This window comes from Psychroflexus aestuariivivens (assembly GCF_004010055.1).
Classification (GTDB): Bacteria; Bacteroidota; Bacteroidia; order Flavobacteriales; family Flavobacteriaceae; genus Psychroflexus; species Psychroflexus aestuariivivens.
The window spans coordinates 146,781-172,785 of sequence record NZ_RQVT01000050.1 but is presented as its reverse complement, the minus strand read 5'-3'; the positions used below and the strand labels follow the sequence as shown (position 1 = coordinate 172,785).

Genomic DNA, 26,005 nt, shown 5'->3' with positions numbered 1-26,005 from the left:
AATTTCAGAATATTTAAATCCCTTTTGGAATGGCGGCAATCAAGTTTTGGGTGTAGGTTTTTTGAGGGTTTGCATAAATATTGTCTGCTTCGCCATGTTCTACAATTTCACCTTGATGCATAACCAACAATTGGTCTGCCATATATTTTACAACTGCCAAATCATGTGAAATAAAAATATAAGTAAAGCCGAAATCGGTTTTCAACTCGTTGAGTAAATTCAGAACTTGGGCTTGTACAGAAATGTCTAAAGCAGACACAGATTCGTCGCAAACAATCAGTTTGGGTTGCACAGCAATCGTTCTGGCAATGCCGATGCGTTGGCGTTGTCCTCCACTAAATTCGTGTGGATAACGATTGAAATGCGCTTCAGACAAACCTACTCGCTCCAAAAGTGCGATGGTTTTTTCTTTTCTCAGCTTGTCGTTTTCATAAAGTTTATGAACTTTCATCGGTTCCATAATGGCTTTGCCAACAGAAATTCTTGGATTCAAACTAGAAAATGGATCTTGAAAAATTAGCTGAATATCTTTTCGTAATTCGCGCAATTGATCACCTTTAAGATTTGTGATATTTTGATTTTTATAGAAAATTTCACCTGAAGTGGCGTCATCTAGACGTAAAATAACATTGCCTAAAGTAGATTTACCACAACCGGATTCGCCCACTAAACCTAGTGTTTCACCTTCATAAATTTTGAAACTGACGTCATTGACAGCTTTTACTATTTCCTTACTTTGAAACCATCCTGCGTTGCTAATAAACTCTTTATGAATATTTTTGACTTCCAAAAGTGGCTGATTTGCATAAATTTTATCGTGTCTGTTTTGGCGTTCTGCTGAAGTTTCAAATTCAGCATTAGGTAAATCTTCCAAAAAATCTCTGACAGTCGGCAATCGCTTCAAACGCTGCTGTGTCGTGGGTTTTGAAGCTAAAAGCGCTTTTGTATAATTGTGTTGTGGATGTTTGAAAATTGAAACTACATCATTTTGCTCTACAATTTTTCCACGAAACATTACTGCAACCCGATTGGCAATTTCTGAGACCAAAGACAAATCGTGAGAGATGAAAATAATGCTCATATTGGTTTCTAACTGAATGCTTTTCAACAGTTCTAAAATTTCTTTTTGAACAGTAACATCTAGTGCTGTTGTTGGTTCATCGGCGATGAGTATTTTGGGTTTGCAAGCAATTGCCATGGCAATCATGACACGTTGTTTTTGTCCGCCGCTGATTTGGTGTGGGTAACTTTTGAAAATGGCTTCTGGGCGTGGAAGTTTTACTTTGTCAAACAGGCTTAAAACTTCGGTTTTAGCTTGCTTTGAAGATAATTTTTTGTGGCGAATTAGAATTTCTGCAACCTGCTTGCCGCAAATCATTGACGGATTCAGTGAGCTCATTGGTTCTTGAAAAATCATCGAAATATCGTTGCCTCGAATATTTTGAAATTGTTTTTCAGAATACAGATTCAAATCTTTTGATTCAAATAAAATTTCACCTTCAACTTTCGCTTTTTTGCTTAACAAACCTAAAATTGCTAATGTAGATACTGATTTTCCCGAACCCGATTCGCCAACAATACCGAGAATTTCATTGGGTTGAAGCTCGAAATTCAAATTCTCGATGACGTGTTCATCTCCAAATTTTATGTTCAGATTTTTTATGTTCAGCATATTTATACAGAAATAATTTCTTCGTTTTTCAAAAGTGGTTCTTGTCGCATTTTCAAAATAAGTTGTGCTACGGCAACCACATCTTTTTCGCAGTACACTACAATTCTATCAATATTTTTGTCTTCATAATAAACTTCTCTGACTTGGCTGCCATCAATGTCGTCTTTTGGAGACGGAATATCGAAAATCTCGGTGAGCAATTTCAGTGATGTGTAATGCTTATAATCTCCAAATTTCCATAATTCTAATGTGTCCAAATGCGGAATTTCCCAAGGTTTTTTGCCAAATAACTGCAATTTTTCTGGCAGAGCAATGCCGTGAATCAACATTCGTCTGGCAATGTAAGGGAAATCGAATTCTTTGGCATTATGACCGCAAAGCAAATGTTGAGGTAAGCTAAAATATTCCTCCAAAAGTGTTTTGAATTCCTGAAGTAAATCGGCTTCATCACCATAAAAACTCTTGGTTCTGAAGTTTCGTGTGTTGTCTTTAGAATTGAAAAAGCCTACAGAAATACAGACAATTTTACCAAATTCAGCCCAAATGCCTGCCCGATTGTAAAATTCACTAGCAGAATAGTCATCATGACGTTGGTATTGAGTTTTGTCAGCAAAGAGCTTTTGTTTGTTTTCTGACAAATCTTCAAAACGCTCTAATTCAGGAACAGTTTCGATGTCAAGAAAAAGGATGTTTTCTAGGTTGAGTTTTAATATCATAAGAATTGGTTTTTGATTTCAGTTTACAGATTTCACATTTTAAAGCTAGTTTTTTTATAAATCTTTATTTTAGAACTCGAATATCCTTTAAATATTCATTATTTTTGAATTAAATAATTTTTTGTACATGAAATTTAAACCGGAACTATCTGTGATTTCCATCGTGTTTTGGCTATTGATTATTGTGGCGTTTTTTTTAATTATTTTCTACAGCAATCTTTCACATTATTTTGTTGGTTTCATTCCTTTTTGGTTCTTGATTTTAAGTTTATCAAGAAAAACTATAACTTATAAGGTTTCTGATGAAGAGCTCAATATTGACTCTCCGTTCATTCATACTAAAGTTAGGTTTTGTGCCATCAAGTCTTTCAAAGTTAAAACATCTAGCTTTCTGAAGCAACTTATTATTGGATATCCCAAAAAATATTTAATTATAGAATACAATAATTACGACAGTATTGATGTCCTAAATACGGATACTTCACTTTTAAATTCTCTAGAAAAAAGCCAGAAAAACTAGACAAATTTTTTGTTTATATTTTGAAAAATGAAGACTTCAATTTTTGAAGTTTTAACTTTGTATTATTCAAAATATAAAATCATGACACACACTTATAAAGTTTCAGGAATGACTTGTCAAAACTGCAAAGCCAGCGTTGAAGATAGTCTTAGCGATTTGGAAAATATCACTTCAGTAGAAGTGGACTTGGATCAAGGTGAAGCTAAATTAGAAATGCAGAAACACGTGAATTTGGAGACGCTTCAAAATGCACTTTCTGATAAATATAAAATTTCTAAAAAATCCGATTTTCAGGATTCTTCAGGAGAAAATATTGATGAAAAAACCAAATTTCAGCAATTATTCCCATTATTTTTAATTTTTGCTTATATCAGTATTGCATCAGTTTTACTGAACTACAGTTCATGGGAAACCAGTCAGTTCATGTTCGACTTCATGGGCTTGTTTTACATTGTCTTCAGCTTTTTCAAATTTCTAGATTACAAGGGTTTTCCAAACTCTTTTAGAATGTACGATCCATTGGCGAAAACCATTCCGGCCTACGGCTGGATTTACCCATTTATAGAAACTGCTTTGGGCTTAATGTTTTTGTTTAGGTTTGAAATTGACGTGGCTTTGGTCGCAACGATTATCGTACTTGGTATCACGACTATTGGCGTGACAAGATCTTTGTTTTCCAAGAAAACTATAAAATGCGCTTGTCTTGGCACAGCTCTGAATTTACCAATGACTGAAGCTACTTTTATAGAAAACAGCATCATGCTTGTTATGGCAGTTTGGATGCTCTTGGTTTAGTTTTTTGGAGACGTTAATCAAATAATAAACCTATCTTAAAGATGGGTTTTTCGTCTATTTTCACGATATTTGTGAAAACGCTAAAAATTATGCCTTTTTATCATAAACTCGGTAAAATACCACACAAAAGACACACGATTTTCAAAAAACCCGATGGGTCTTTATATCATGAACAATTGTTCGGAACGATTGGATTTGACGGTATGTCATCCAACAGTTACCACGAATATCCACCAACACAGGTGAAAGAAATTTTGGGTCACAAAAATGTTGCGCCAAAAATTGCTGTGGAAACCAATTTGAAATCTTATAAATTTCATGGTTTCAAAACAGTGCCACAACCAGATTATTTGGACAGCCGCACAACTGTAATGCACAATTCCGATGTCAGTATTATTTTGGCAGCACCGACCGCTCCTAGTCAAGATTATTTTTATAAAAATGCCGATGCCGATGAACTTTTATTTATTCATAAGGGCAAAGGAAAATTGCGTACTCATCTTGGTAACCTCGATTTTGAATACGGCGATTATTTGTTGATTCCGCGCGGAATTATTTACAAAATCGATTTTGAAACCGAAGATAATCGCTTGTTTATTGTAGAATCTCGAAGACCAATTTATACGCCAAAACGCTATCGAAATCATTTTGGACAACTTTTGGAACATGCTCCATTTTGTGAACGAGACCTTAGACAACCTTATGAACTGGAAACGAATGATGAAAAAGGGGATTTTTTAATTAAAATAAAAAAGGAAAATGAATTATTTGATACGGTTTATGCTTCACATCCGTTTGATGTAGTTGGCTACGACGGTTTCAATTATCCTTATGCATTTTCCATTCACGATTTTGAACCAATTACGGGGCGAATTCACCAACCACCACCGGTGCATCAAACTTTTGAAACCGATGCGTTTGTAGTTTGTTCTTTCTGTCCGCGATTGTACGATTATCATCCAGAAAGTATTCCAGCACCATACAATCACAGTAATATTGACAGTGACGAAGTATTGTATTATGTCGACGGTGATTTTATGAGTCGAAATGACATTGAAGCAGGACATATTTCGCTTCACCCAGCTGGAATTCCTCATGGACCACATCCTGGCGCTGTAGAGCGAAGTATTGGACAAACAAAAACAGAAGAATTGGCCGTGATGGTAGATACTTTTAAGCCGCTTCAGATTACTGAAGAAGGCATGGAAATCGTCGATGATTCTTACCACAAATCCTGGTTAAAAGAGAATCATTGAAAATCGGAATAATTTAATTTATAATAATAAAGTATAAATGAGAATTTGTTAATTGGTGGAAGAAAAAAATATAAATTTTGAATTCTACAATTAGCAAATTTCCAAATAAAATATTTTAAAATGAAAAAAGAAGTAAAATCAGTAAACTACGGTTTAGAAAAAATATTTGACGGTGCGCAAGACTTTTTGCCACTTCTAGGAACCGACCACGTTGAACTTTTCGTAGGGAATGCAAAACAAGCCGCCCATTTTTATAAAACAGCTTTTGGGTTTCAATCTTACGCTTATAAAGGTTTAGAAACAGGAAGTAAAGACAGTGTTTCCTATGTGTTGAAACAAGACAAAATCAGATTAGTTTTAACTTCACCTTTAAGTTCGAAGAACCCGATTAATGATCATATTGTAAAACATGGTGACGGTGTGAAAGTAATTGCACTTTGGGTGGAAGACGCTAAATTGTCTTGGGAAGAAACCACCAAACGCGGTGCTAAATCCTTTATGGAACCAACGGTAGAAAAAGACGAACACGGTGAAATTGTAAAATCTGGAATTTATACTTATGGCGAAACTGTTCACCTATTTGTTGAACGTAAAAATTACAAAGGCAAATTTATGCCTGGATTTGTGGCTTGGGATTCAGATTATAAACCAGAGCCAGTTGGTTTGAAATACATAGATCACATGGTTGGCAATGTCGGATGGAACGAAATGAATACCTGGGTGAAATGGTACGAAGATGTCATGGGATTTGTCAATTTCTTATCTTTTGATGACAAACAAATCCACACGGAATATTCTGCCTTGATGAGTAAAGTAATGAGTAATGGCAACGGTCGAATTAAGTTCCCTATTAACGAACCTGCTGAAGGCAAGAAAAAATCTCAAATTGAAGAATACTTAGACTTTTATGAAGGCGCTGGTGTGCAACACATCGCAGTTGCCACGGATGATATAATTCAAACAGTATCTGACTTGCGTTCACGTGGTGTAGAGTTTTTGTCTACGCCGCCAGAAACGTATTATGACGCAATTCCATTAAGATTAGAAGAATTTGACCATGAACTTAGTGAAGATTTGAAAACTTTGCAAAGTTTAGGTATCATGGTCGATGCAGATGATGAAGGCTACTTGCTACAAATTTTCACAAAACCTATCCAAGATCGTCCAACATTATTTTTCGAAATTATTCAAAGAATGGGCGCACGTGGATTTGGTGCAGGAAATTTCAAAGCTTTATTTGAATCTATCGAAAGAGAACAAGGTTTGAGAGGAACTTTGTAAGGAATTTCAATTTAATATAAAAAGGTCTAGTTTCAGAATTTTGAAACTGGATCTTTTTTTTTAAAACCAATACCCAATACTAATATACCAAATGCTTTCTTTGGTTTCTGGAGAATACGCATATTTTAAATCAATAGGGCCTAAAATAGTTTTGCTACCTAAACCTATAGAATAGCCAGAAAATTCAGGTGTGCTTAGCCAGTTTCCTGTAGATAATAAGTCGTCTTCCACATTGGCATAATTTGCAGAAAGCAGTAAATGGGTTTTGTTGTAGAAATTATAATCCAATTGTAACTTACCTTTGATATAAGAATTGGCGGTTAAAGCAAAAAAATCGTATCCCAAAAAGTGACTGAAATTATTTATAGTTTGGTTGCCAAAACCACCTAAAAAGAAATTCAATCCAGCTAAGTTTTCGTTGCCAGTTCTGAAACCTAATTCAGAAGAAATGAAAGCAGAAAAATTAGGAAGCAAATTTTTTGCATACGCAATCTCACCTTTAGCAATGGCAAATTCAGAATAATCGCTGAAAACGGGGAAATATATATTCAAATCGCCAGAAAAGTAATACCCTGAACTTGGAAAAAATTTATCGTCCATTGTGTCCACCCGCAAATAGCCATAAACACTTGCCAGTTTGTCCCGTTCAATGACTGTTTCAAATTCATTCTCATCTGGATTATTGATAAATGTTTCTGTAGAAGCTTTTAAAAACTTGTATTCTGCTCCAAGTCCAAATTTGAAATCTTGTGATAGAAAAGTTTCAGCATAAATTCTGTTGGTAAAATCTTCATTTTGAAGCTGAACTTGATTGAGTTCACTTGGATCTAAATTACCAATATTTTGCTGAATAAATTCAAAATTCACATTATCCTCAAACCTGTTGTATCTGGAAGTAACACCGATACTCCAATACCGACCTTTGTCGATATAATAATCAAACCTGTATCTAACATTATCGCCCAAAATAAGATCGAGTGAAGCTACATCATTGGTTAGAAATAGGCTTTTTTGGGTTAGATTGGTTAAAAAACTGGTTTTGTAAAGTTGGTCGTAGTGAACACCAAACTTCAATAAGGTATTTTGTTCACTTTCAAAAACTTCCAGATTCAAAACTTGTTCACCATCTTCGTAAACTATATTATAATTGATTTTATTGAAATTTCCTGTGGCAGCTAAATTGTTCAGACCTTCATTCAATAAATTATAGGGAATCTTTTCGTTTAGATTTATTTTCAATTTACCACGAATGTAATTTCTTGGATAGTCTGTATTTCCTTTAATTCTTATTTTTTTAATTTGAAGTGAATCTATCAACTTAACAGGTTTTCTTTGAGTTTTTCGATTCTGAAGACTACTTATTTTTTTCAATTCTTCGATAACATCTTTTGCAGCTTCTTTTCCATTTTCTATAATTTGTTCACCTTCATCAAAAGATAACACGTTAAAATCATCGATATCAGGTCTTATATAAACATCAGTTTGTTTACTTTTTTCATTCATCGCTTTTATGGTTCGGAAATTATTCACTTGTGTAAGAATATCAAAACCACTGACCAACTCTTCCTTATCTCTTAAATTGTCTTGAACATCGACACCAATAATAATGTCTACATCTTTAGACCTTAGCTCATCTATTGGATAATTATTAATCACACCGCCATCTGTCAACATCATTCCATCGATGTAAACGGGGCTAAAAAGCGTAGGAATAGCACCACTCGCAGAAATAGAATTAGCCAAATTGCCATGATCCAAAATAATTTGGCTTCCGGTTTCTACATTGGTTGCTATGCAAAAAAAAGGAATCGGTAATTTACTGAAATCTTCAATGTTGATGTGAGCCAAAAGTTGAGCATATAAGTTGTAAACATTCTGCCCTTTGGATAAGCCCGACGGCAAACTGAGTTTGAAATTATCAAACGGCAATTTCAAAACATAACGTTCAGATTCTCTCTTTTCATAAAAACTTTTGGCGTCTCGTGGCAAGTCATCCTGAATTAAACTTTCAAAGTTCGTTGTCCTGAAAATGGAATCTAATTGTTTGGAAGTATAGCCTGCCGCATATAAACCGCCAATAACGGCGCCCATGCTAGTCCCAGCAATATAATCAATTTTTACACCAGCTTCTTCAATTACTTTAATAGCTCCAATATGGGCTAAACCTTTAGCTCCACCGCCACTTAAGACTAAACCGACTTTAACGTCTTTTCCGCTTTGTGCTAAAGATTTTAGTTTGGGATTTTCTAAAAACTGGCCAAAAACGAAAACAGGAAATAAGAAAAAAATAAATTTAGCTTTCATAATTGATCTTGGTAATGATTGTAAATAATTGCTGCTCTAGAAACCCCTACTACAGATTCTAAGTCTTCTCTACTGGCTTTTTTCACTTTAGAAATCGACCGAAAATGTTGTAATAATTCTACCGCTGTTTTTTCGCCAATGCCTGGTATTTCTTCAAGTTCTGTACCAATGGCATTTTTACTACGTTTGTTTCTGTGAAAAGTAATTCCAAACCTGTGGGCTTCATTTCTAAGTTGTTGGATGATTTTAAGTGTTTCGGTTTTTTTATCCAAATATAGAGGATATTGGTCTCCAGGGTAGAATAATTCTTCTAGACGCTTGGCAATTCCAATAATTGGTAGTTTTCCTCTTAGACCAAGCCTTTCAAGTGCTTTTACACCAGACGAAAGTTGGCCTTTACCGCCATCAACTATTACAAGTTGTGGTAGCGGTTCGTCTTCTTCTAATAATCTGCGGTAGCGTCTGTAAACAACTTCCTCCATAGAGGCGAAATCATCCGGACCTTCAACCGTTTTTATATTGAATTTTCTATAATCTTTCTTGCTGGGTTTTCCATTTTTGAAAACTACACAGGCAGCGACAGGATTGGAGCCTTGTATATTTGAATTGTCAAAACATTCTATGTGTCTAGGTTCTTCATGAAGACGTAGATCTTCTTTCATTTGTGCCATCAAACGATTGGTGTGTCTGTCCGGATCTACAATTTTCATTTGTTTGAAACGCTCCATTCTGAAATATTTTGCATTTCTGGTCGATAAATCTACAATAGCTTTTTTATCGCCGAGTTTTGGTGCAACAACGCTTACGTTTTCACCAGCTTCTACTTCAAAAGGAACATAAATCATCGGTGATTTCGATTCGAATCGCTGTCTGATTTCTGTAATGCCGAGTTCTAGCAATTCTTTGTCAGATTCATCTAACTTTTTTTTCATTTCTATGGTGTGAGATCGGATGATGGCACCATGAGAAATCTGAAGGAAATTCACATATCCGTAACCTTCGTCACTGACGATTGAAAACACATCTACATTATTTATTTTTGGATTGACAACTGTAGATTTCGCTTGATAATTTTCTAAAACCTTAATTTTTCGCTTGACTTTTTCAGCTTCTTCAAAGCGCATATCATCTGCTAAAGCCATCATTTGCACTTTGAAATTCCTTAGAGAATCTTTTAAATTTCCCTTCACGATATTACGAATTGCTTCAATTTGCTTGAGATATTCTTCTTCATCCTGCAAATCTTCACATGGGCCTTGGCAGTTGCCCAAGTGGTATTCTAGGCAAACTTTATATTTTCCATTTTGGATTTTGGTTTCGGACAAATCATAGTTGCAAGTACGCAATTGATACAAACCTTTGATGAGTCCTAACAAAGTTTTGACGGTTCTTACGCTGGGGTAAGGGCCAAAATATTCACTACCGTCTTTGATGACTTGTCGTGTCAAAAATACGCGAGGGAAACGTTCATTTTTTATGCAAAGCCAAGGATAAGTTTTGTCATCGCGCAGCATCACATTGAATCTTGGCTGATGTTTTTTGATCAGATTATTTTCCAACAATAGAGCATCCATTTCAGAATCCACCACAATGTGTTTAATGTTTCTGATTTTTTTGACCATCACAGCAATTCTATGACTGTCGTGCTGCTTGTTGAAATAAGATGAAACCCTTTTTTTTAAGTTTTTAGCTTTTCCGACATACAAAATGCGGTCGTCTTTATCGTAATATTGATAAACGCCCGGACTTTCGGGAAGGGTTTTTACTTGTATGTCTAAATCTGTAGATTCCATAAATTATGTCACTCACAAATTTAATGTTTTCAGATGACAAGGTTTTAAAACTACTAACCTAAACTGATTATATTTATTGCGAATTTTTTTTTAAAATTTAGAATAATATTGAAGGAAATGTTTTCTCTAAATCCAGGAAAAATTATTTGAAAATCTTAAACAGTAGTTTTTTTTCAAAAGAAACCCAGTTAAATGAAGTAACGAGTGACGCGTTGAGAAATTCTTGTAATAATTTCATAAGGGATGGTTTGTTTAGCTTTATCGAATTTTAATACAGAATGATTTTTTCCAAAGATTTCAACTTCATCACCTTCGTCACAATCGATACCAGTAACATCTACCATTAAAGTATCCATACAAACATTGCCAACAATCGGTGCTGTTTTACCATTGATGAGAACTTCTGAATTGCCATTGCCAAATATTCTTGAAATACCATCGGCATAACCTAGTGGTAAAGTTGCTATTTTTGAAGCTGTTGTCGCTTTAAATTTCCTTTCGTATCCAACGCTATCACCGATTTGAATATGTCGAAGTTGTGCAATAATCGTTTTCAGACTCGCCACAGGTTTTAGCATTTGGTGTTCTTTTGGATTGTTTCCATATCCGTAAAGTGCTATTCCAGCCCTAACCATGTCGAATTCTGCTTCCGGATAATTTATAATGCCACTAGAATTACAAATGTGACTAATAAATTGATTAGGAAATCTATCTTCAAAAAAAGTTTTGGCTTCTTTGAATTTTGAAATTTGCGTTTTAGTGAATTCAACTTCATCAAGATTTCCTGAAGCTGCCAAATGTGAAAATAGACCAGACAGTTTTATAGTTTCCGCATCTTTAATAATTTCTGAAATTTCCTGAAGTTGATCAAATTCAAACCCCAGTCGATTTAAACCGGTATTAATTTTCAGATGAATAGGGAAATTTAAGATCTCAGAAGACTTAAGCTCACAACGCAAACCATCTAAAAAGTGAATATTATACACACTAGGAGTTAAGTTGAACTCTACTAATTTATTTAATTCTTTCAGTTGAGGATAGAAAACCAAAATAGGAACTTTAATCCCTGCTTTTCGAAGGCTTACGCCTTCTTCAATATAAGCCACAGCTAGAAATTCAGCGCCGAGTTCTACCAATTTTTTCCCAATAACGATTGGATCCGTACCGTATGCAAAGGCTTTTACGACGCCCATCATCTTAGTTTTGGGGCTTAAATTTTTGGAGAGCAATGCGTAATTTTCAGCCAAAGCATTCAAATCAATTTCGAGGCGAGTTTCTTGAATTCCAGACATTTATTGGGCTTTTTTTGAAGTCATTTCCTGTGCATCTTTCACTTCAATTTGTTTCACTTTTTCTTTGAGCATTGCTCTAAAATAGGCAGCACGACTCAAAGGTTCGTATTCGTCAGTTTCACCCAAAAGCACGAGATCTTCTTTGGTGGATTTCCTAAAACTATATTGTGCTAAATTCCCTGTTCTTGTGCAAACTGCGTGAACTTTGGTTACGTATTCCGCTGTCGCCATTAAGTTAGGCATTGGTCCAAAAGGATTGCCTTTGAAATCCATATCTAATCCAGCTACAATAACACGGACGCCACGATTTGCCAAATCGTTGCAAACACTAATAATTTCGTCATCAAAAAACTGTGCCTCATCAATACCAACCACATCGCAACTATCTGCTAACAATCTTATATTTGCAGCCGCAGGAACCGGTGTAGAACGGATAGCGTTATCGTCATGCGAAACCACTTCTTGATCATCATAACGTTTATCTATTTCTGGTTTAAAAATTTCAACTTTTTGTTTGGCGAATTTCGCGCGCTTTAGTCGGCGAATCAATTCTTCAGTTTTTCCGGAAAACATACTTCCGCAAATGACTTCGATCCATCCAAATTGCTCTTCGTGATTGACTGTGTTTTCGAGAAACATTTTGTAATTTAGGGCGTTAATAAATAAAACTTGAATTCTGATTCTTCAGGATAAAATTAGCAAAAATAAAAGGGTCTTTAAAAAAGAAAATCACAAATATTATGAAGAGAGTTTTGGAAGATGAAATAATAAGTCTGGCACAGCGAATTCTGAAAATGAAAAATCGCAGTGATATTCACCAGTTAAAGAAAGAAGCGGCTTTACTTTACGATAAATTGGCGATACTTTCTTTTGCTGAAAAACATTTTGGTGGCATTCAGCCAGATGTGAGTAAACAAGAATTTTCAAAAGCATATTCATCTCAATTTAATGATATTGACGAAGATAGCGGACATTTCAAAAGTCCAGATGGCACCGAATATAATCCTGAACCTATTTCGGAACCTAACACAGAAAAAATAAAAGATATTGTCTCACAGATGCCAGTAGAATCTGAACAAGTTGATATGATTTTAGCTGAATTCCAACGTTTACGAGATGAAAATAATGCCAATTCTGAACAAAAAAAGCAAACACCAAAAACCGAGGATTCTGAAAACTTAACTGAGAAACCTTCAACAGAAACTGAATCCAAGGATGCAAACAAAGCTGAAAAGCCTTCGACTTTAAGCGAGCATAAAACTGAAAATACTGAGGAGTCTGAAAAACCTTCACCTAAGAAAAAAGAAGAACAAGGCAATTATCCTACAGAAGATGATTTCAATAGTTTTGGCGTTCATTATGATGATTTACCAGATTTTGAACCAAAACCTGAAGATGAAAATAAAGATAGTTCCAAAACTGAGTCTGAACAAAATTCGTCTCCAGAAACGCCACCAACTCAAAATCAGCCTGATATTTTTTCACAGCAATCTGAATCTGAAAAGAAATCACAAGCATCCGATTCTGCTGAAGAGAAGTCTTCACCAGAACAACATTCAGAAACTAAACAAAAACCGCAAGAACCAGAACAAATTCAAACTAAAATTAATTCACTTAGTCCAGACAAACGCTCTTTGAACGATCAGTTGAAAAAAGGCATTAAAATAGGTTTGAACGACAGGATTGCATTTACCAAACATTTATTCGATGGTAATGTGGATGATTATAACCGCGTGCTTTCACAGCTCAATACAATGTCGAGTTATGACGAAGCTAAAAGATTTTTAGATCATCAAATCAAGCCAGATTATAACAATTGGGAAGATAAAGAAGCAACAGAAGAGCGATTTTTAGAAATTTTACAAAATAAATTTGATTAATGGCAACATTATTTTTGGTGCCAACGCCTATTGGCAATTTGGACGACATGACATTTAGAGGCGTCAAAACATTACAATCTGCAGATGTTATTTTAGCTGAAGATACGCGTGTGAGTGGTATTTTACTCAAACATTTCAACATTGAAACACCGATGCAAAGTTATCATCAGCATAATGAACATAAAGTTACCGAACGGATAGTGAAAGCTATACAAAATGGGCAAAACACGGCTTTAATTACTGACGCTGGAACGCCAGGTATTTCAGACCCTGGCTTTCTATTGGTGCGAGCTTGTGTCGCGGAAGGCGTTGAAATTCAATGTTTGCCAGGTGCGACGGCATTTGTACCAGCTTTGGTTAATAGTGGCTTGCCTAACGATAAATTTGTGTTTGAAGGTTTTTTACCTCCTAAAAAAGGGAGACAGAAACGATTGGACGCATTGGCAGAAGAAGATCGAAGTATTATTTTTTACGAATCGCCTTACAAAGTTTTGAAAACGCTTCAACAGTTGAAAGAAAAATTTGGCAGCGATCGTCAAATTTCAGTGTCGCGGGAAATTTCTAAAATTTACGAAGAAACTATTCGCGGTAGTTTGGGGGAAGTGATTTCACGTTTTGAAAATCATAAACCTAAAGGTGAATTTGTTTTTGTACTTGCCGGAAAATCTTAGTCGCTATCTACAATATTTAAAGTGAAAAATATTTAAACTAAAAAACCATCCTATTTCAGGATGGTTTTTTAGTTTTTGAATGAATTGAAATATTATTGTATTTCGGACACACGTAGAGTATTGACCATACCTTTATCTTCAATTGGCATAGCAGCAAGATTAATAGTAAAGTCGCCTTTTTCTACATATTTACCTTCTTTCGCTAGAATGTTGATATCTTCAATTGTAGCATCTGTACTGCTGAATTTGTCGTAATGAAAAGCGCGAACACCCCAAAGCAAACTCAATTGTGTTAGAATTCTTTTGTTAGATGTAAAAGCCAAAATATGCGATTCTGGTCGCCAGGCAGAAATCTGAAATGCTGTGTAGCCACTGTTAGTTAATGTGCAAATAGCTGTTGCTTTAATTTCATTGGCCATCAAAGCTGCATGAAAGCAAACTGATTTAGTAATATATCTTTTAGTTTTAATGTGTGGTGCTTCGTGTGGGACTTTAATCAAAGGAGAATTTTCTACACTTTTGATAATTTGAGACATTTTTTCAATGACTTGCACTGGATATTTTCCGACAGAAGTTTCTCCAGAAAGCATCACAGCATCTGCGCCGTCCATCACAGAGTTTGCTACATCGTTAACCTCTGCACGAGTTGGTGTCAAACTATCGATCATAGTTTCCATCATTTGCGTAGCAATAATTACAGGAATTCTAGCTTGTTTTGCTTTCCTCACCAATTGCTTCTGAATCAACGGGACTTCGTGTGCAGGCACTTCAACACCCAAATCACCACGAGCAACCATCAGTCCATCACAATAAGCGATAATTTTATCAATATTTTTGACACCTTCTGGCTTTTCGATTTTCGATATAATAGGAATTTTATGGTCGCTGTGTTTTTTGATCAATTTTTGAAGCACTTTTAGATCACTAGCAAATCTTACAAAAGACAAGGCAATCCAATCGACTTTAAGTTCGCAAGCAAAAATGGCATCCTTTACGTCTTTATCTGTCAAAGCAGGTAAAGAAATATTAGTATTTGGTAAGTTGACACCTTTTCTTGATTTTAGAGGCCCACCTTGGATAACTTTAGTTTTAACTTCAGAAGTTTTGTCTGTAGAAACTACTTCAAAAATAAGTTTTCCATCATCTAAAAGGATGCGTTCCCCTGGATTCACATCCTGCGGAAAAGTTTCATAATTCATGAAAACACGAGATTTTGTGCCTTCAAATTCTTCTCCTGTGGCGAAAGTAATTTCATCGCCGAGATTTACGACAACCTCATCTTTCATGATACCAACACGTAATTTAGGACCTTGTAAATCGCCTAAAATTCCGGCATTGAATCCATATTCGTCGTTGAGGTCGCGAATCATTTTTACCCTTTCTCTGACATCATCGTAATTGGCATGTGAAAAATTGATTCTGAAAATATTGACACCGGCTTCAAGCATATCTTTCAAAACTTCTTTTTTACTAGTTGCTGGTCCTAGTGTCGAAACTATTTTTGTTTTCTTTGATGTTTTCATTAGTCTAAAATTAGATTTTCTGGGTGTTTCAATTTGTTTTGATCTATTTGAAATGCTGTTGAGATTTGTTTAATTTTCAGCAAATCATCAATAGTGATTTTTATATCGAAAATATCTAAGTCGTCATTGATTTTCATTAGAAAATCAACTTTTGGATATTCAGGAATAAGATTTTTGATACGTTCCTCGCGGTAGGTATCGAAAAGTCCATTGGCAGTTCTTGACTCTTGTTCTTCATATCTGAAGACATTTGAAATTAGGTAAGATTTAGCATCCCAATCTTGATCATAATAATGAAAAATAGGAAAGTTGGCCTTTATATCGCCAAACTTGAAATCCAAATCATTACTCATCCTTTCAAAATTAATAGTCAAATGTTTGTTGATTAAAAAGGCGAGCTTATAAGCTTCTATACTTGCGTGAATTCCTATAAGTTTGAAATTGCTAGTTTCAAAATCATTCATCAACAAGGTTTTATGTTTTGCCATGCGTCTAAAATTTTTACTGCATAAATTTTAAAAATTACGGCAGAATCTCACCAATTTAATTCAAACGGCTCGTAAATATATGAAACAAAACAGGACGTTTCAAATGTTGGTACGTTAATTATTAACAAACTAACAAGGAAAACGTTTTCGTAAAATTTAATTTTGATGATTTAAAAAAATAAGAGCAATTTATATCTTAGAAGTGAAATAAAAGGGGTTGAATATAACCAGATTTTAAATTTAATTTTTGCAACTAAACCGGAATTTCTTTCTGAAAAACGAAATATGCGCGTTGCGATGCTTTTTCTTCCGCACTTTTCTTGGAAGTTGCTCTTGCTTTAGCAATAATCTCGTTATTGATAATCAGTTTAACGGCAAAATGCTTTTCTACATCTTTCCCTAAATCATCTTCAATAATATATTCAAAATCGAATTTATTTTTCTGACACCATTCTATCATAAGACTTTTGTAGCTTACGATTCTTTTTTCCAGTTTTTCAATATCTGGATATTTGCTGATTACCTTTTTATAAATAAAATTTTCGCAAGCTTTATAACCTTTATCAATATAAATAGCACCAATGAGAGCTTCAAAAAGATTGCCAGAGATGTTTTTGCCAAGTTTGTTGACGGGCAAATAAGATGTCATAAGTTCTGTTAGTGCCAGTTCTTCTCCTAATTGATTCAGGTGTTTTCGACTAACTATTTTTGAACGCATTTTTGTGAGATAACCTTCGTCACCTTCTGGAGCATTGTTGAATAAATATGTTGAAATAACAGCGCTTAAAATGGAATCGCCTAAAAATTCCAGACGTTCATAATTTAATGAATTGCCATTTTGGTCTTTTTTCTGAGTAGATGCGTGCGTAAAAGCTTGTTGGTAGATTTGAAGATGACTAGGTTTAACTTTAATGATCTTTTGAATCTTATCAAAAAAAATCCCGTCTTCTTCAAAACGGGATTCATTCAGTATATTTTTAAAGAATTTCATAGAAAAAACGCTAATCTAAAGACTTAAATGCTACGCAAGCATTGTGACCGCCAAATCCAAAAGTGTTACTCATAACGACTTTCAATTTACGTTCTTGTGGTTTGTTCAATGTAAGGTTAAGCTCCGAATCTATATTTTCATCTGCAGTTTCATGATTGATTGTCGGTGGGACTAAGCTGTTTTGCATTGCAAGAATAGATGCAATAGCTTCTACAGCACCAGCAGCACCGAGCAAATGACCTGTCATAGATTTTGTAGAGTTGATGTTAATGTTTTTTGCATGTTCACCAAAAACCTTTTTTATTGCTTTCAACTCAGCAACATCGCCAAGTGGCGTAGAAGTACCGTGAGTATTTATGGCATCTACATCTTCTGGTTTCAGATTTGAATTTTCAAGACAATTTTTCATTACTGCAATAACGCCCGTACCTTCAGGATGTGGTGCGGTCATATGGTAAGCGTCTGATGACATTCCACCACCGATGACTTCCGCATAAATTTTAGCGCCTCTAGCTTTAGCATGTTCGTATTCTTCTAAAATTAACGCTCCAGAGCCTTCACCAAGCACGAAACCATCTCGGTTTGCGTCAAATGGTCGTGAGGCTTTTTGTGGATCATCATTTCTAGTAGAAAGTGCATGCATAGAGTTGAAACCGCCCATTCCTGCTTGTGTTACGGCAGCTTCACTACCGCCAGTGACCATGACATCGCTATAGCCGAGTCTGATATAATTTAATGCATCGATCATAGCGTTAGCTGAAGATGCACATGCAGAAACTGTAGCATAATTTGGACCCATAAAACCGTGTTTTATGGAAATATTGCCTGGAGCAATGTCTGCAATCATTTTTGGTATGAAAAATGGATTGAACCTTGGCGTACCATCACCTTTAGCAAAGTCAATAACTTCGTTTTGGAAGGTTTCTAGGCCGCCGATTCCGGCACCCCAAATTACACCAACACGATGTTTGTTGACTACGTTAAGATCAATTCCAGAATCTAAGATAGCTTCGTCTGAAGAGATGAGCGCATATTGTGCAAATTTGTCCAAACGTCTAATTTCCTTTCGATCGAAATAGTCCTTAGCGTCAAAGTTTTTTATTTCACAAGCGAATTTCGTTTTGAAAAGTTCGGTATCAAAATAAGTAATTGGGGCAGCACCACTTTTACCGTGTTTCAAACCTTCCCAATATTCTTTTACGTTATTACCGATTGGCGTCAGAGCACCAAGTCCTGTTACTACGACTCGCTTTAATTCCATGAAATAAAATTGTTTTTTTTATTTTTTAGCTTCTTCGATGTAAGAAGTTGCTTGACCTACTGTAGAAATGTTTTCAGCTTGATCGTCTGGTATTTGGATATCGAACTCCTTTTCGAATTCCATAATAAGTTCAACGGTATCCAAAGAATCCGCGCCTAAGTCGTTTGTAAAGCTAGCTTCTGTGACTACTTCATTTTCGTCAACGCCTAACTTATCAACGATGATCGCTTTTACTCTTGATGCAATGTCTGACATGATTATATTTTTTTATGTTTATTTCAGTTGGCAAAAATAAAAAACTTTGCTATAAAACAAGTTTTAAAGTCAAAAATGTGTTTAAATTTACGTAATTATATTTTAAAATTGAAAATTAATTTCTTTAGGTAACTAATTCTTAATGCTTTAATTATGAACAAAACATCGGAAAAAGATATAAAAAAAATCATCATTTTTGCTTCTGGAAATGGGACAAATGCAATCAATATCTATCACTATTTCAGGGATTTGGATGAGTATGAGGTCACGCATGTGTTTTCTAATAAAAAATCTGCAAAGGTTTTGAGACGTGCCCATGATTTGGGAATAAAAGCGGTTCATTTTGACAAGGAAGATTTGTTTGAAGAGGAAACTTTGGTTGATATAATTAAAGATATTGAGCCGAGTTTAATTGTTTTAGCTGGATTTTTGCTCAAAATCCCTAAGCATTTCCTTCAGGCATTTCCTAACAAAATAATAAACCTTCACCCGTCTTTGCTTCCAAAATATGGAGGTAAAGATATGTATGGAGAAAGAATTCATAAAAAAGTATTGAAAAATAATGATTCCAAAAGTGGCATCACAATACATCATGTCAATGAAAATTTTGATGAAGGTGAAATTATTGCGCAGTTCACCTGTGAACTTGATCAAAATGAAGATTTGAATTCTTTGGAAGAAAAAATACACGCTTTGGAGTATGAACATTTTCCAAAAGTTATTCATGATTTATTGAAATAATATGGCGAAACAAAAGAAGTTTTATGTCGTTTGGGAAGGCGTAGAACCTGGTGTTTATGATACTTGGAATGAATGCAAAATAAAAATTCAGAATTACCCAAATGCCAAATACAAGTCTTTTCCTAGTTTAACTGAAGCTAAAGATGCTTACAGTTTGGGCTATTTCTCTTATAAAAAATCAGAAAAAAAATCTACGCCTAAAAATATTCAAGATATCGATTGGAATTCTATTGCTGTGGATGCTGCTTGCAGTGGAAATCCTGGCTTGATGGAGTATCAGGGTGTGGTGACAAAAAGTAAACGCTTACTTTTCAAAATGGGACCTTTTCAGCAAGGCACTAATAATGTAGGCGAATTTTTAGCATTGGTTCACGCGCTGGCTTTTTTGAAAGAAAAAAAATCTGACATTGCGATTTATTCTGATTCTAGGATTGCAATCAGTTGGGTGCGACAGAAAAAATGCAAAACCAAGTTGAAGCATTCACCGAAAAATGAGAAATTGTTTCAACTCATTGTTCGTGCTGAAGACTGGTTGAGAAAAACCAGCTATTCTAACAAAATTTTGAAATGGGAAACCAAATCTTGGGGAGAAATTCCTGCGGATTTTGGAAGGAAATAATTTGAGTATTGTATTGAATTTGACAGAAGTGTTCAATTAATTTCAATTTTGTTTCATTTATATTTATTAATTGAGGATTTGTTGACTTAATTCAGGAGGACTCTCTTCGTTGATTAGGATGATAGTTTCTTCGACTATTTCCAGGACTTTTTCACTTCTGTTTCCCATTTCTGTATTATTAAAAGCGGCTAAAGTATAACCGTTTTTGATCGCATTATTTTTTAAACAGGTTTCAACTTCAGATTTTGAAAATTTATGATTACCATCTGGGTTTGCCCATGCATTTATTGCAGTTGAAAAATTGAAGATATTTTTATATTCCTTATAAAAAACATTTCGTAATCGTGCTTTGTATGTTCTCTTAATTCTTGAATTTGGTTGTACTGACTTTCCATTTCAAGTAAGTTTCGTTTGATTGCTTTGCTCTGAATCAAAGATAAATTCCCTGAATTGATCAATTCTCTAAAAGTTTTATCGTTTGGATGATGCACTTCCCAATACAAAACGTTTGCAAAATTAGTGTAATAGTTTTTTAAGGTATCAACTTCTCCTTTGGCATGATAACTGGCCATGTTTTGAGCTGATAATGCTTTACTTTTTCTACGTTCGATTATATTTTTCAAATCATTGCTTTCAGATTGTAGATCGCTTTTTATGTTGGAAATGAACTTCATTTCTAAATCATGTTTTTTGCGAAGTTCATTTTTATTATTGACTTGTAGTGCGATTAAAATTCCAATGACTACTAAAATTATTTCTCCAACAGCATAGATGAAATAACGCTTCAATCTATTTTGTTTTATTAGTTTTTCTCGTACTTTTTTGAAAATGGAGTTCATAAATCAAGTTTCTAATATTCATTAAAAGTACTTAAACTAATTTGTAAAGCAAAACCAACTCAGATATGAAGATTTGGCGTTTTTAGAACCTAGGACTCAAAAGTCAATAAATAAAGCATAAACCCCGCTATTACTAGAAGACATGATGAGAGTAGGATTTCAGCTAAGATTGTTTTTGATTTTTGAGATTTTATGGCTTTGGATAAAAATTTCAATCTATGGCTCAATACTAAAAAAAACAACGGTAAAAGTGCTAGTAAAGTCATTTCCATAAGATGATTTTGGACAAATTCTCTATTTAAAGGCTGACCTCGTGTTGAAATAATTCACGAAACCAATAAAAGAATTATTATGTAAAATTATAAGATTAAGCCTAGACTGAGTAATAAAGTTCGAGTTTTTTTGATTTGTCTTCAATTTATAAACACCAAATCTGTTGTTTTTTTAGTTGAAACAAACACCTTTTAAATTGGAGTAAGAAGGACTTAAAGTTGTTTCAGTTTAATAGATTTCAGAAGACTTTCTTTTCTTGATTAACTTATTGAACCTAAATTCTTTGTATTAAATTCAGGTTAAACGAATGTTTTTTCAGTCATTATTGATGTGATAACTTCAATGTAAGGTGAAACACTTTGGTTTTCATTCGATTAAAGTTTAATTGCAAACATCTCTGGTGTTGATTTAAAATAATTTTTCATGTTTTATTAAGATTAATGATTTCACTTTTCGTTATATTTTGTTAAATTCTTCGGCAAACTATATTCTTTATTTAATTTAGAGCTATAACCATTAAAACATTAAATTATGAGTATTGTAAAAGTTATAGAAGTAATTGCAAGTTCTAATGAAAGTTTCGATGACGCAACTAGAAATGCCGTAATTGAGGCTTCCAAAAGTGTGAAAAACATAAAATCAGTTTATGTGAAAGAAATGAATGCTAATGTTACGGGAGATCGTATTGTTTCCTTTGCAGTAAATGCAAAAATCTCTTTCGAATTAGAAAGTTAAATAATAGGAGTCTAATAAAAAATAGGGTAAATATTATTTGATTAATATTTACCCTATTTTTTGTTTAAAAGGTTTTAGTCATCCAATGATATTAATTCAAAACCTTAGTAATTTTCACAAATTGCCCTGAGCTAAGTTATAAATATTATACCCAAAAAGAACTATAATAGTTGCCAATGCTAAAACAGTTGGTATCGGTATGTTCAATATATTCAATGGAATATGAAAAGCTGCTTTTTGTTTACTTTTTCTATTCTTATATCGAAAAACGATTAACGAAAAATTGACAATTCCAAAGACAATAAAAATAAAAACATTACTGATGCTAGCCACCAATTTTAAATCACCAAGCAATCCAAACGCAATAGCGACGATGGTAATTGCTATAATTGCATAATTTGGAGCATTTCCAATACCAGAAATTGTAGTGAATTTTTTAAGCCAATCGATGTCACTATCTCTGGCAACATCATAAAGTAACCGGGAAGTCCCCAAAATATTACTCAAAATGGTTTTGCTGGTTGCAAATAATGCGACGACAACAAGTCCTGTTGCGCCGATTGAGCCCAATTTGGTTTCAATTACTGCGGCAAGTGGTCCTTCTGCGTTTGCAAGTTCCTTCCAGTCAAGAACGCTAACTGAACTTAGGGCAATGAGTACATAAATAACTAGTACAATCAATCCGCTTAACAAGACACCTTTAGGCATAACTTTCTTAGGATTTTTCGTTTCTTCAGCCATTTTGACCAAGTCTTCAAAACCAATAAAACTAAAGAAAATTAAAGCACTTGCAGCCACAACACCGTTCCATCCGGCATCATTGAGTTTCGTGAGATCAGTTTTACCAATTTCAGGTAGGCAAAAAGCTATTACTACTGCCAGACCACCAATAGTTATCACTGTAGCAAGGGAATTGTAATAAGAACTGTATTTGGCTCCGAAAATATTAAATATAGCCATTAGGCCAATCACACCAATTACGATAATCCATGAAGGAAATTCCCAAAGTCTTGTCAAGTAACTCGCAAAACTAATAGCAATAGCGGCAGCTGCTACAACTCCAGTAAAAATCATAAAAATTGACATGAATAAAGCTGATTTTTGCCCCAAACTTTGCTTTATATATTCAAAGCTTCCGCCAGAATCAGGGAATCTGCTGACAAATTCAGCATAACTTAGTCCAGTAAGTAAAGCTATGCAAGCCGCGATGATAAAACTAAGCCAAAGCATATTGCCGCTAAGCGCTGCGGCTTCTCCAATAATTGCGTAAATGCCAGCTCCAACAATACCGCCTATACCAAACATCAAAATGTCTAATAAACCAAGAGTCTTTTTAAGCTTTTTTTTACCCATATCTAAGATTTGAATAATCTGTTTGGAATCATCTGAGTTTAAAACCAATCATCTTCAAAAATAATATACTTTATGAACAAATTTGAATTCAGAAAAGGATTTTAGAAAATAAAGGTTTTGGTATTTTCAAAAAAAACAACTTTAATATTAACTAACTAAATTTTTTTCAAAACAGAAAGATTTTAATTCAAACTAAACCGCATCCAAACTGGAATATGATCAGAAATTTTACGTGCGGTTTTAAGATCATCAAAGCTCAAATAAAAATGAATAACGCCACAATCTAAAACTTGAATTTCAGACGGTTTCAAAAAGATGTGGTCGTATTCAGAAGCTAAGCAATCACCTTGAATGCATTTGGTGCGCAAAGAAGTTTTTTGGTTTTCCATTATTGGTAAATACAACATGGATTTTAAAGGATTGAATACTGAATGTGAAGATGGCAAGTTGAAATCTCCTAAAAAAATGAGCCGTTCTTCAGAATAAATTTTTGGAAAAAATTTAAAATATTTCAAGTCTTTTTCTGGCTGCTTACTTTTGGGTAAAGCATGCATACTGAACACAAAAAATGATTGCTTGTTGTATTCAAATTCAGCCACAAAAGGTTCACGATCGATTTCCTTAACATAGTTTTGCTCCAAAAACGCTTTCTTTTTCAATTTTACAACAGAAGGTTTCCAGAGAAAAGCGTAGCGTTCACTTCGATATGGTGAACTTTGCGTAGGATTACTGATTGCATAATCCCACTTGGCACCACTTCGGTTCAAGGCATCGGCCAAAAGTGCTACAGCTTTTGCTCCGCCAGGACCCGCAACCACTTCTTGTATTGCCACGATATCAAAATCTTTGAGAGTTTCGGAGATGAATGCTATTTCTTCCTCCGATTTCGACTGTCCAAAATCTTTAATATTCCAAGATGCCAAACTGACTTGTGCAAAGGCGATTTCAAAGAAAAAAATTGAAACTAATAATAAAAATCGAAGCGATTTCATAAGAATTATTTTCGCTAAGATAGAAGATTGCTGCTCAAATTGAAAAGAGCAAAAGAATTTTGAATCGCTCATTAGAATCCTATTAAATTTAAAATCTCAAAATATAATTTTTGGCTACCGAAAATGAGTAGAATCAGGAGTTATAAATATATTTTTGTAACTTCATCATTATGTTAAAGATTTTCTATCTCAAACCAAGAATATTAATGAATTTTTAAGCTATCTCTAATAATGAAATATTATCTTTGCGAAAATTTTAATAATTCAACCTATAAATAAGAATTTGAAAATGGATACAGAAATCAAAGGCTTTTTAGATAAAGTTTCCGAGAGAAACCCAAATCAACCAGAATTTATCCAAGCTGTAGAGGAAGTTGCTGAGGCAATTATTCCATTTATGGCAAACAATAAAAAATACCAAAACCACAAACTTTTGGAGCGCATGGTTGAACCAGAACGTGTCATAATGTTTCGTGTCACATGGTTAGACGATAATGGCGAAATTCAAGTAAATCGCGGTTATAGAATTCAAATGAATTCTGCAATTGGACCATACAAAGGTGGTTTGAGATTTCACCCATCGGTGAATTTGAGTATTCTTAAATTTTTAGCTTTCGAGCAAGTTTTCAAAAATAGTTTGACCACTTTGCCAATGGGCGGTGGAAAAGGCGGAGCAGACTTCGATCCTAAAGGAAAATCTGACAACGAAGTGATGCGTTTTTGTCAAAGTTTCATCACAGAACTTTATCGACATATCGGTAATAATACTGATGTTCCTGCTGGAGATATTGGTGTTGGCGGCAGAGAAGTCGGATATATGTTTGGACAATACAAAAGAATTCAAAATGAATTTACTGGAATTCTAACAGGAAAAGGTCATTCTTTTGGTGGCTCTCTAATTCGTCCAGAAGCCACAGGTTATGGTAATGTGTATTTCACAAAACACATGCTTGAGACTCAAAATGACACTTTAGAAAATAAAACTGTTTTGATTTCTGGCTCAGGAAATGTAGCGCAATATGCTGCTGAAAAAGCGATAGAGTTGGGTGCAAAAATCTTGACGATGTCAGATTCTAGTGGTTATATTTATGACGCCGAAGGAATAGATCAGAATAAATTGTCTTTCGTTATGACATTGAAAAATGAAAAGCGAGGTCGAATCAAAGAATATTTGAATGCTTATCCAAATGCCCAATATGTAGAAGGCAAAACGCCTTGGCATGAAATAGCAGATATTGCTTTGCCATGTGCAACTCAAAACGAACTAAAAGAAGAAGATGCTAAAGTATTGGTCAAAAACGGCTGTATTTTAGTCGGTGAAGGTGCAAATATGCCTTGTACACCAGAAGCTATAGAAGTTTTCCACAAAAATAAAATATTATTTTCTCCAGGAAAAGCTTCAAATGCTGGCGGTGTAGCAGTCTCAGGTTTGGAAATGTCACAAAACTCTATGCGTTACAATTGGACCGCAGAAGAAGTGGATGCTAAACTCAAAACCATTATGGGCGATATTCATGAAGCTTGTGTCACTTTTGGAAAAGATGAAAGCGGTTATGTTGATTACGTGAAAGGCGCTAATATCGCTGGATTCGTAAAAGTTGCAGATGCTATGATAGCACAAGGTGCTGTATAAATATATCTAAGAAATTTTAATATTAAAAGCCTGTTGAATTAATTTTTAACAGGCTTTATTTTATTAGAAAACTCGCCTTACTTTTGCAATAAACCAAACATTTATCAGTTTTGAACCATGAT

At 34.4% G+C, this 26,005-nt stretch carries 24 protein-coding genes; 10 read left to right on the top strand and 14 right to left on the bottom strand.

Annotated elements, in window-relative coordinates; translation table 11 throughout:
• Positions 1-13: 13 nt before the first annotated feature.
• Positions 14-1,672 (bottom strand): ABC transporter ATP-binding protein, encoded by a 1,659-nt coding sequence (locus EIG86_RS09450; protein ID WP_127845926.1) that lies wholly within the window; start codon positions 1,670-1,672, stop codon positions 14-16.
• Positions 1,673-1,674: 2 nt separating this feature from the next.
• Entirely contained in the window at positions 1,675-2,388 is a 714-nt protein-coding gene (locus tag EIG86_RS09445) for a 3'-5' exonuclease (protein ID WP_127845925.1), read from the bottom strand.
• A gap of 127 nt (positions 2,389-2,515) precedes the next feature.
• On the opposite strand from EIG86_RS09445, the gene EIG86_RS09440 reads away from it, so the two are divergent.
• The 4 genes from EIG86_RS09440 (at position 2,516) to hppD (ending at position 6,240) form a co-directional block, all read left to right on the top strand.
• On the top strand, positions 2,516-2,908 hold the full coding sequence (locus EIG86_RS09440; protein WP_127845924.1) for a hypothetical protein: 393 nt from the start codon (positions 2,516-2,518) through the stop codon (positions 2,906-2,908).
• A gap of 81 nt (positions 2,909-2,989) precedes the next feature.
• Complete coding sequence (locus EIG86_RS09435; protein WP_127845923.1) at positions 2,990-3,703, top strand: heavy metal translocating P-type ATPase; 714 nt, start codon at positions 2,990-2,992, stop codon at positions 3,701-3,703.
• 89 nt (positions 3,704-3,792) lie between these two features.
• A complete protein-coding gene (locus tag EIG86_RS09430; RefSeq protein ID WP_127845922.1) occupies positions 3,793-4,959 on the top strand; it encodes a homogentisate 1,2-dioxygenase in 1,167 nt (388 codons plus the stop codon).
• Positions 4,960-5,079: 120 nt separating this feature from the next.
• Positions 5,080-6,240 carry a 4-hydroxyphenylpyruvate dioxygenase gene (gene hppD / locus EIG86_RS09425; protein WP_127845921.1) on the top strand — a complete coding sequence of 387 codons (1,161 nt, stop codon included), beginning with the start codon at positions 5,080-5,082 and terminating at the stop codon, positions 6,238-6,240.
• Positions 6,241-6,300: 60 nt separating this feature from the next.
• Here hppD and EIG86_RS09420 read toward each other — a convergent pair whose 3' ends face one another.
• The 4 genes from EIG86_RS09420 to EIG86_RS09405 form a co-directional block, all read right to left on the bottom strand.
• On the bottom strand, positions 6,301-8,544 hold the full coding sequence (locus EIG86_RS09420) for a patatin-like phospholipase family protein (protein ID WP_127845920.1): 2,244 nt from the start codon (positions 8,542-8,544) through the stop codon (positions 6,301-6,303).
• Positions 8,541-10,337 (bottom strand): excinuclease ABC subunit UvrC, encoded by a 1,797-nt coding sequence (gene uvrC / locus EIG86_RS09415; protein ID WP_127845919.1) that lies wholly within the window; start codon positions 10,335-10,337, stop codon positions 8,541-8,543. Before uvrC ends, EIG86_RS09420 begins: the two co-directional genes overlap by 4 nt.
• A gap of 188 nt (positions 10,338-10,525) precedes the next feature.
• Positions 10,526-11,629: an alanine racemase gene (gene alr, locus EIG86_RS09410; RefSeq protein WP_127845918.1), complete on the bottom strand. Its 1,104-nt coding sequence runs from the start codon at positions 11,627-11,629 to the stop codon at positions 10,526-10,528.
• Positions 11,630-12,268, bottom strand: coding sequence for a thymidine kinase (locus EIG86_RS09405; protein WP_127845917.1), 639 nt, complete (start codon positions 12,266-12,268; stop codon positions 11,630-11,632). It abuts the gene before it with no gap.
• 101 nt (positions 12,269-12,369) lie between these two features.
• On the opposite strand from EIG86_RS09405, the gene EIG86_RS09400 reads away from it, so the two are divergent.
• Both EIG86_RS09400 and rsmI read left to right on the top strand, forming a co-directional pair.
• On the top strand, positions 12,370-13,509 hold the full coding sequence (locus EIG86_RS09400; RefSeq protein ID WP_127845916.1) for a hypothetical protein: 1,140 nt from the start codon (positions 12,370-12,372) through the stop codon (positions 13,507-13,509).
• Positions 13,509-14,180, top strand: a complete 672-nt coding sequence (rsmI, locus tag EIG86_RS09395) for a 16S rRNA (cytidine(1402)-2'-O)-methyltransferase (protein ID WP_127845915.1) — start codon at positions 13,509-13,511, stop codon at positions 14,178-14,180. Before EIG86_RS09400 ends, rsmI begins: the two co-directional genes overlap by 1 nt.
• A gap of 92 nt (positions 14,181-14,272) precedes the next feature.
• On the opposite strand, the gene pyk is transcribed toward rsmI, so the two are convergent.
• The 5 genes from pyk to EIG86_RS09370 form a co-directional block, all read right to left on the bottom strand.
• Positions 14,273-15,703: a pyruvate kinase gene (gene pyk / locus EIG86_RS09390; protein ID WP_127845914.1), complete on the bottom strand. Its 1,431-nt coding sequence runs from the start codon at positions 15,701-15,703 to the stop codon at positions 14,273-14,275.
• Complete coding sequence (locus EIG86_RS09385) at positions 15,703-16,191, bottom strand: IPExxxVDY family protein (protein WP_127845913.1); 489 nt, start codon at positions 16,189-16,191, stop codon at positions 15,703-15,705. The genes pyk and EIG86_RS09385 overlap by 1 nt, the downstream gene beginning before the upstream one ends.
• A gap of 253 nt (positions 16,192-16,444) precedes the next feature.
• A complete protein-coding gene (rnc, locus tag EIG86_RS09380) occupies positions 16,445-17,182 on the bottom strand; it encodes a ribonuclease III (protein ID WP_127845912.1) in 738 nt (245 codons plus the stop codon).
• Between the two features lie 10 nt (positions 17,183-17,192).
• Positions 17,193-18,443, bottom strand: a complete 1,251-nt coding sequence (fabF, locus tag EIG86_RS09375) for a beta-ketoacyl-ACP synthase II (RefSeq protein WP_127845911.1) — start codon at positions 18,441-18,443, stop codon at positions 17,193-17,195.
• Between the two features lie 18 nt (positions 18,444-18,461).
• Positions 18,462-18,698 carry an acyl carrier protein gene (locus EIG86_RS09370; protein WP_003443663.1) on the bottom strand — a complete coding sequence of 79 codons (237 nt, stop codon included), beginning with the start codon at positions 18,696-18,698 and terminating at the stop codon, positions 18,462-18,464.
• Positions 18,699-18,851: 153 nt separating this feature from the next.
• Here EIG86_RS09370 and purN point away from each other — a divergent pair, with 153 nt between their 5' ends.
• Together purN and EIG86_RS09360 are read left to right on the top strand one after the other, a co-directional pair.
• Positions 18,852-19,439: a phosphoribosylglycinamide formyltransferase gene (gene purN / locus EIG86_RS09365; RefSeq protein WP_127845910.1), complete on the top strand. Its 588-nt coding sequence runs from the start codon at positions 18,852-18,854 to the stop codon at positions 19,437-19,439.
• Between the two features lies 1 nt (position 19,440).
• A complete protein-coding gene (locus EIG86_RS09360) occupies positions 19,441-20,058 on the top strand; it encodes a ribonuclease H1 domain-containing protein (protein ID WP_127845909.1) in 618 nt (205 codons plus the stop codon).
• Positions 20,059-20,342: 284 nt separating this feature from the next.
• Here EIG86_RS09360 and EIG86_RS09355 read toward each other — a convergent pair whose 3' ends face one another.
• Positions 20,343-20,897, bottom strand: coding sequence for a DUF6090 family protein (locus EIG86_RS09355; RefSeq protein WP_127845908.1), 555 nt, complete (start codon positions 20,895-20,897; stop codon positions 20,343-20,345).
• 804 nt (positions 20,898-21,701) lie between these two features.
• On the opposite strand from EIG86_RS09355, the gene EIG86_RS09350 reads away from it, so the two are divergent.
• Positions 21,702-21,905: a dodecin family protein gene (locus tag EIG86_RS09350; RefSeq protein ID WP_127845907.1), complete on the top strand. Its 204-nt coding sequence runs from the start codon at positions 21,702-21,704 to the stop codon at positions 21,903-21,905.
• Positions 21,906-22,019: 114 nt separating this feature from the next.
• Here EIG86_RS09350 and EIG86_RS09345 read toward each other — a convergent pair whose 3' ends face one another.
• Positions 22,020-23,258, bottom strand: a complete 1,239-nt coding sequence (locus EIG86_RS09345; RefSeq protein WP_127845906.1) for an APC family permease — start codon at positions 23,256-23,258, stop codon at positions 22,020-22,022.
• 182 nt (positions 23,259-23,440) lie between these two features.
• Positions 23,441-24,250: an endonuclease/exonuclease/phosphatase family protein gene (locus EIG86_RS09340; protein WP_127845905.1), complete on the bottom strand. Its 810-nt coding sequence runs from the start codon at positions 24,248-24,250 to the stop codon at positions 23,441-23,443.
• Between the two features lie 289 nt (positions 24,251-24,539).
• Here EIG86_RS09340 and gdhA point away from each other — a divergent pair, with 289 nt between their 5' ends.
• Entirely contained in the window at positions 24,540-25,883 is a 1,344-nt protein-coding gene (gene gdhA, locus EIG86_RS09335) for an NADP-specific glutamate dehydrogenase (RefSeq protein WP_127845904.1), read from the top strand.
• The last annotated feature ends 122 nt before the right edge of the window (positions 25,884-26,005 follow it).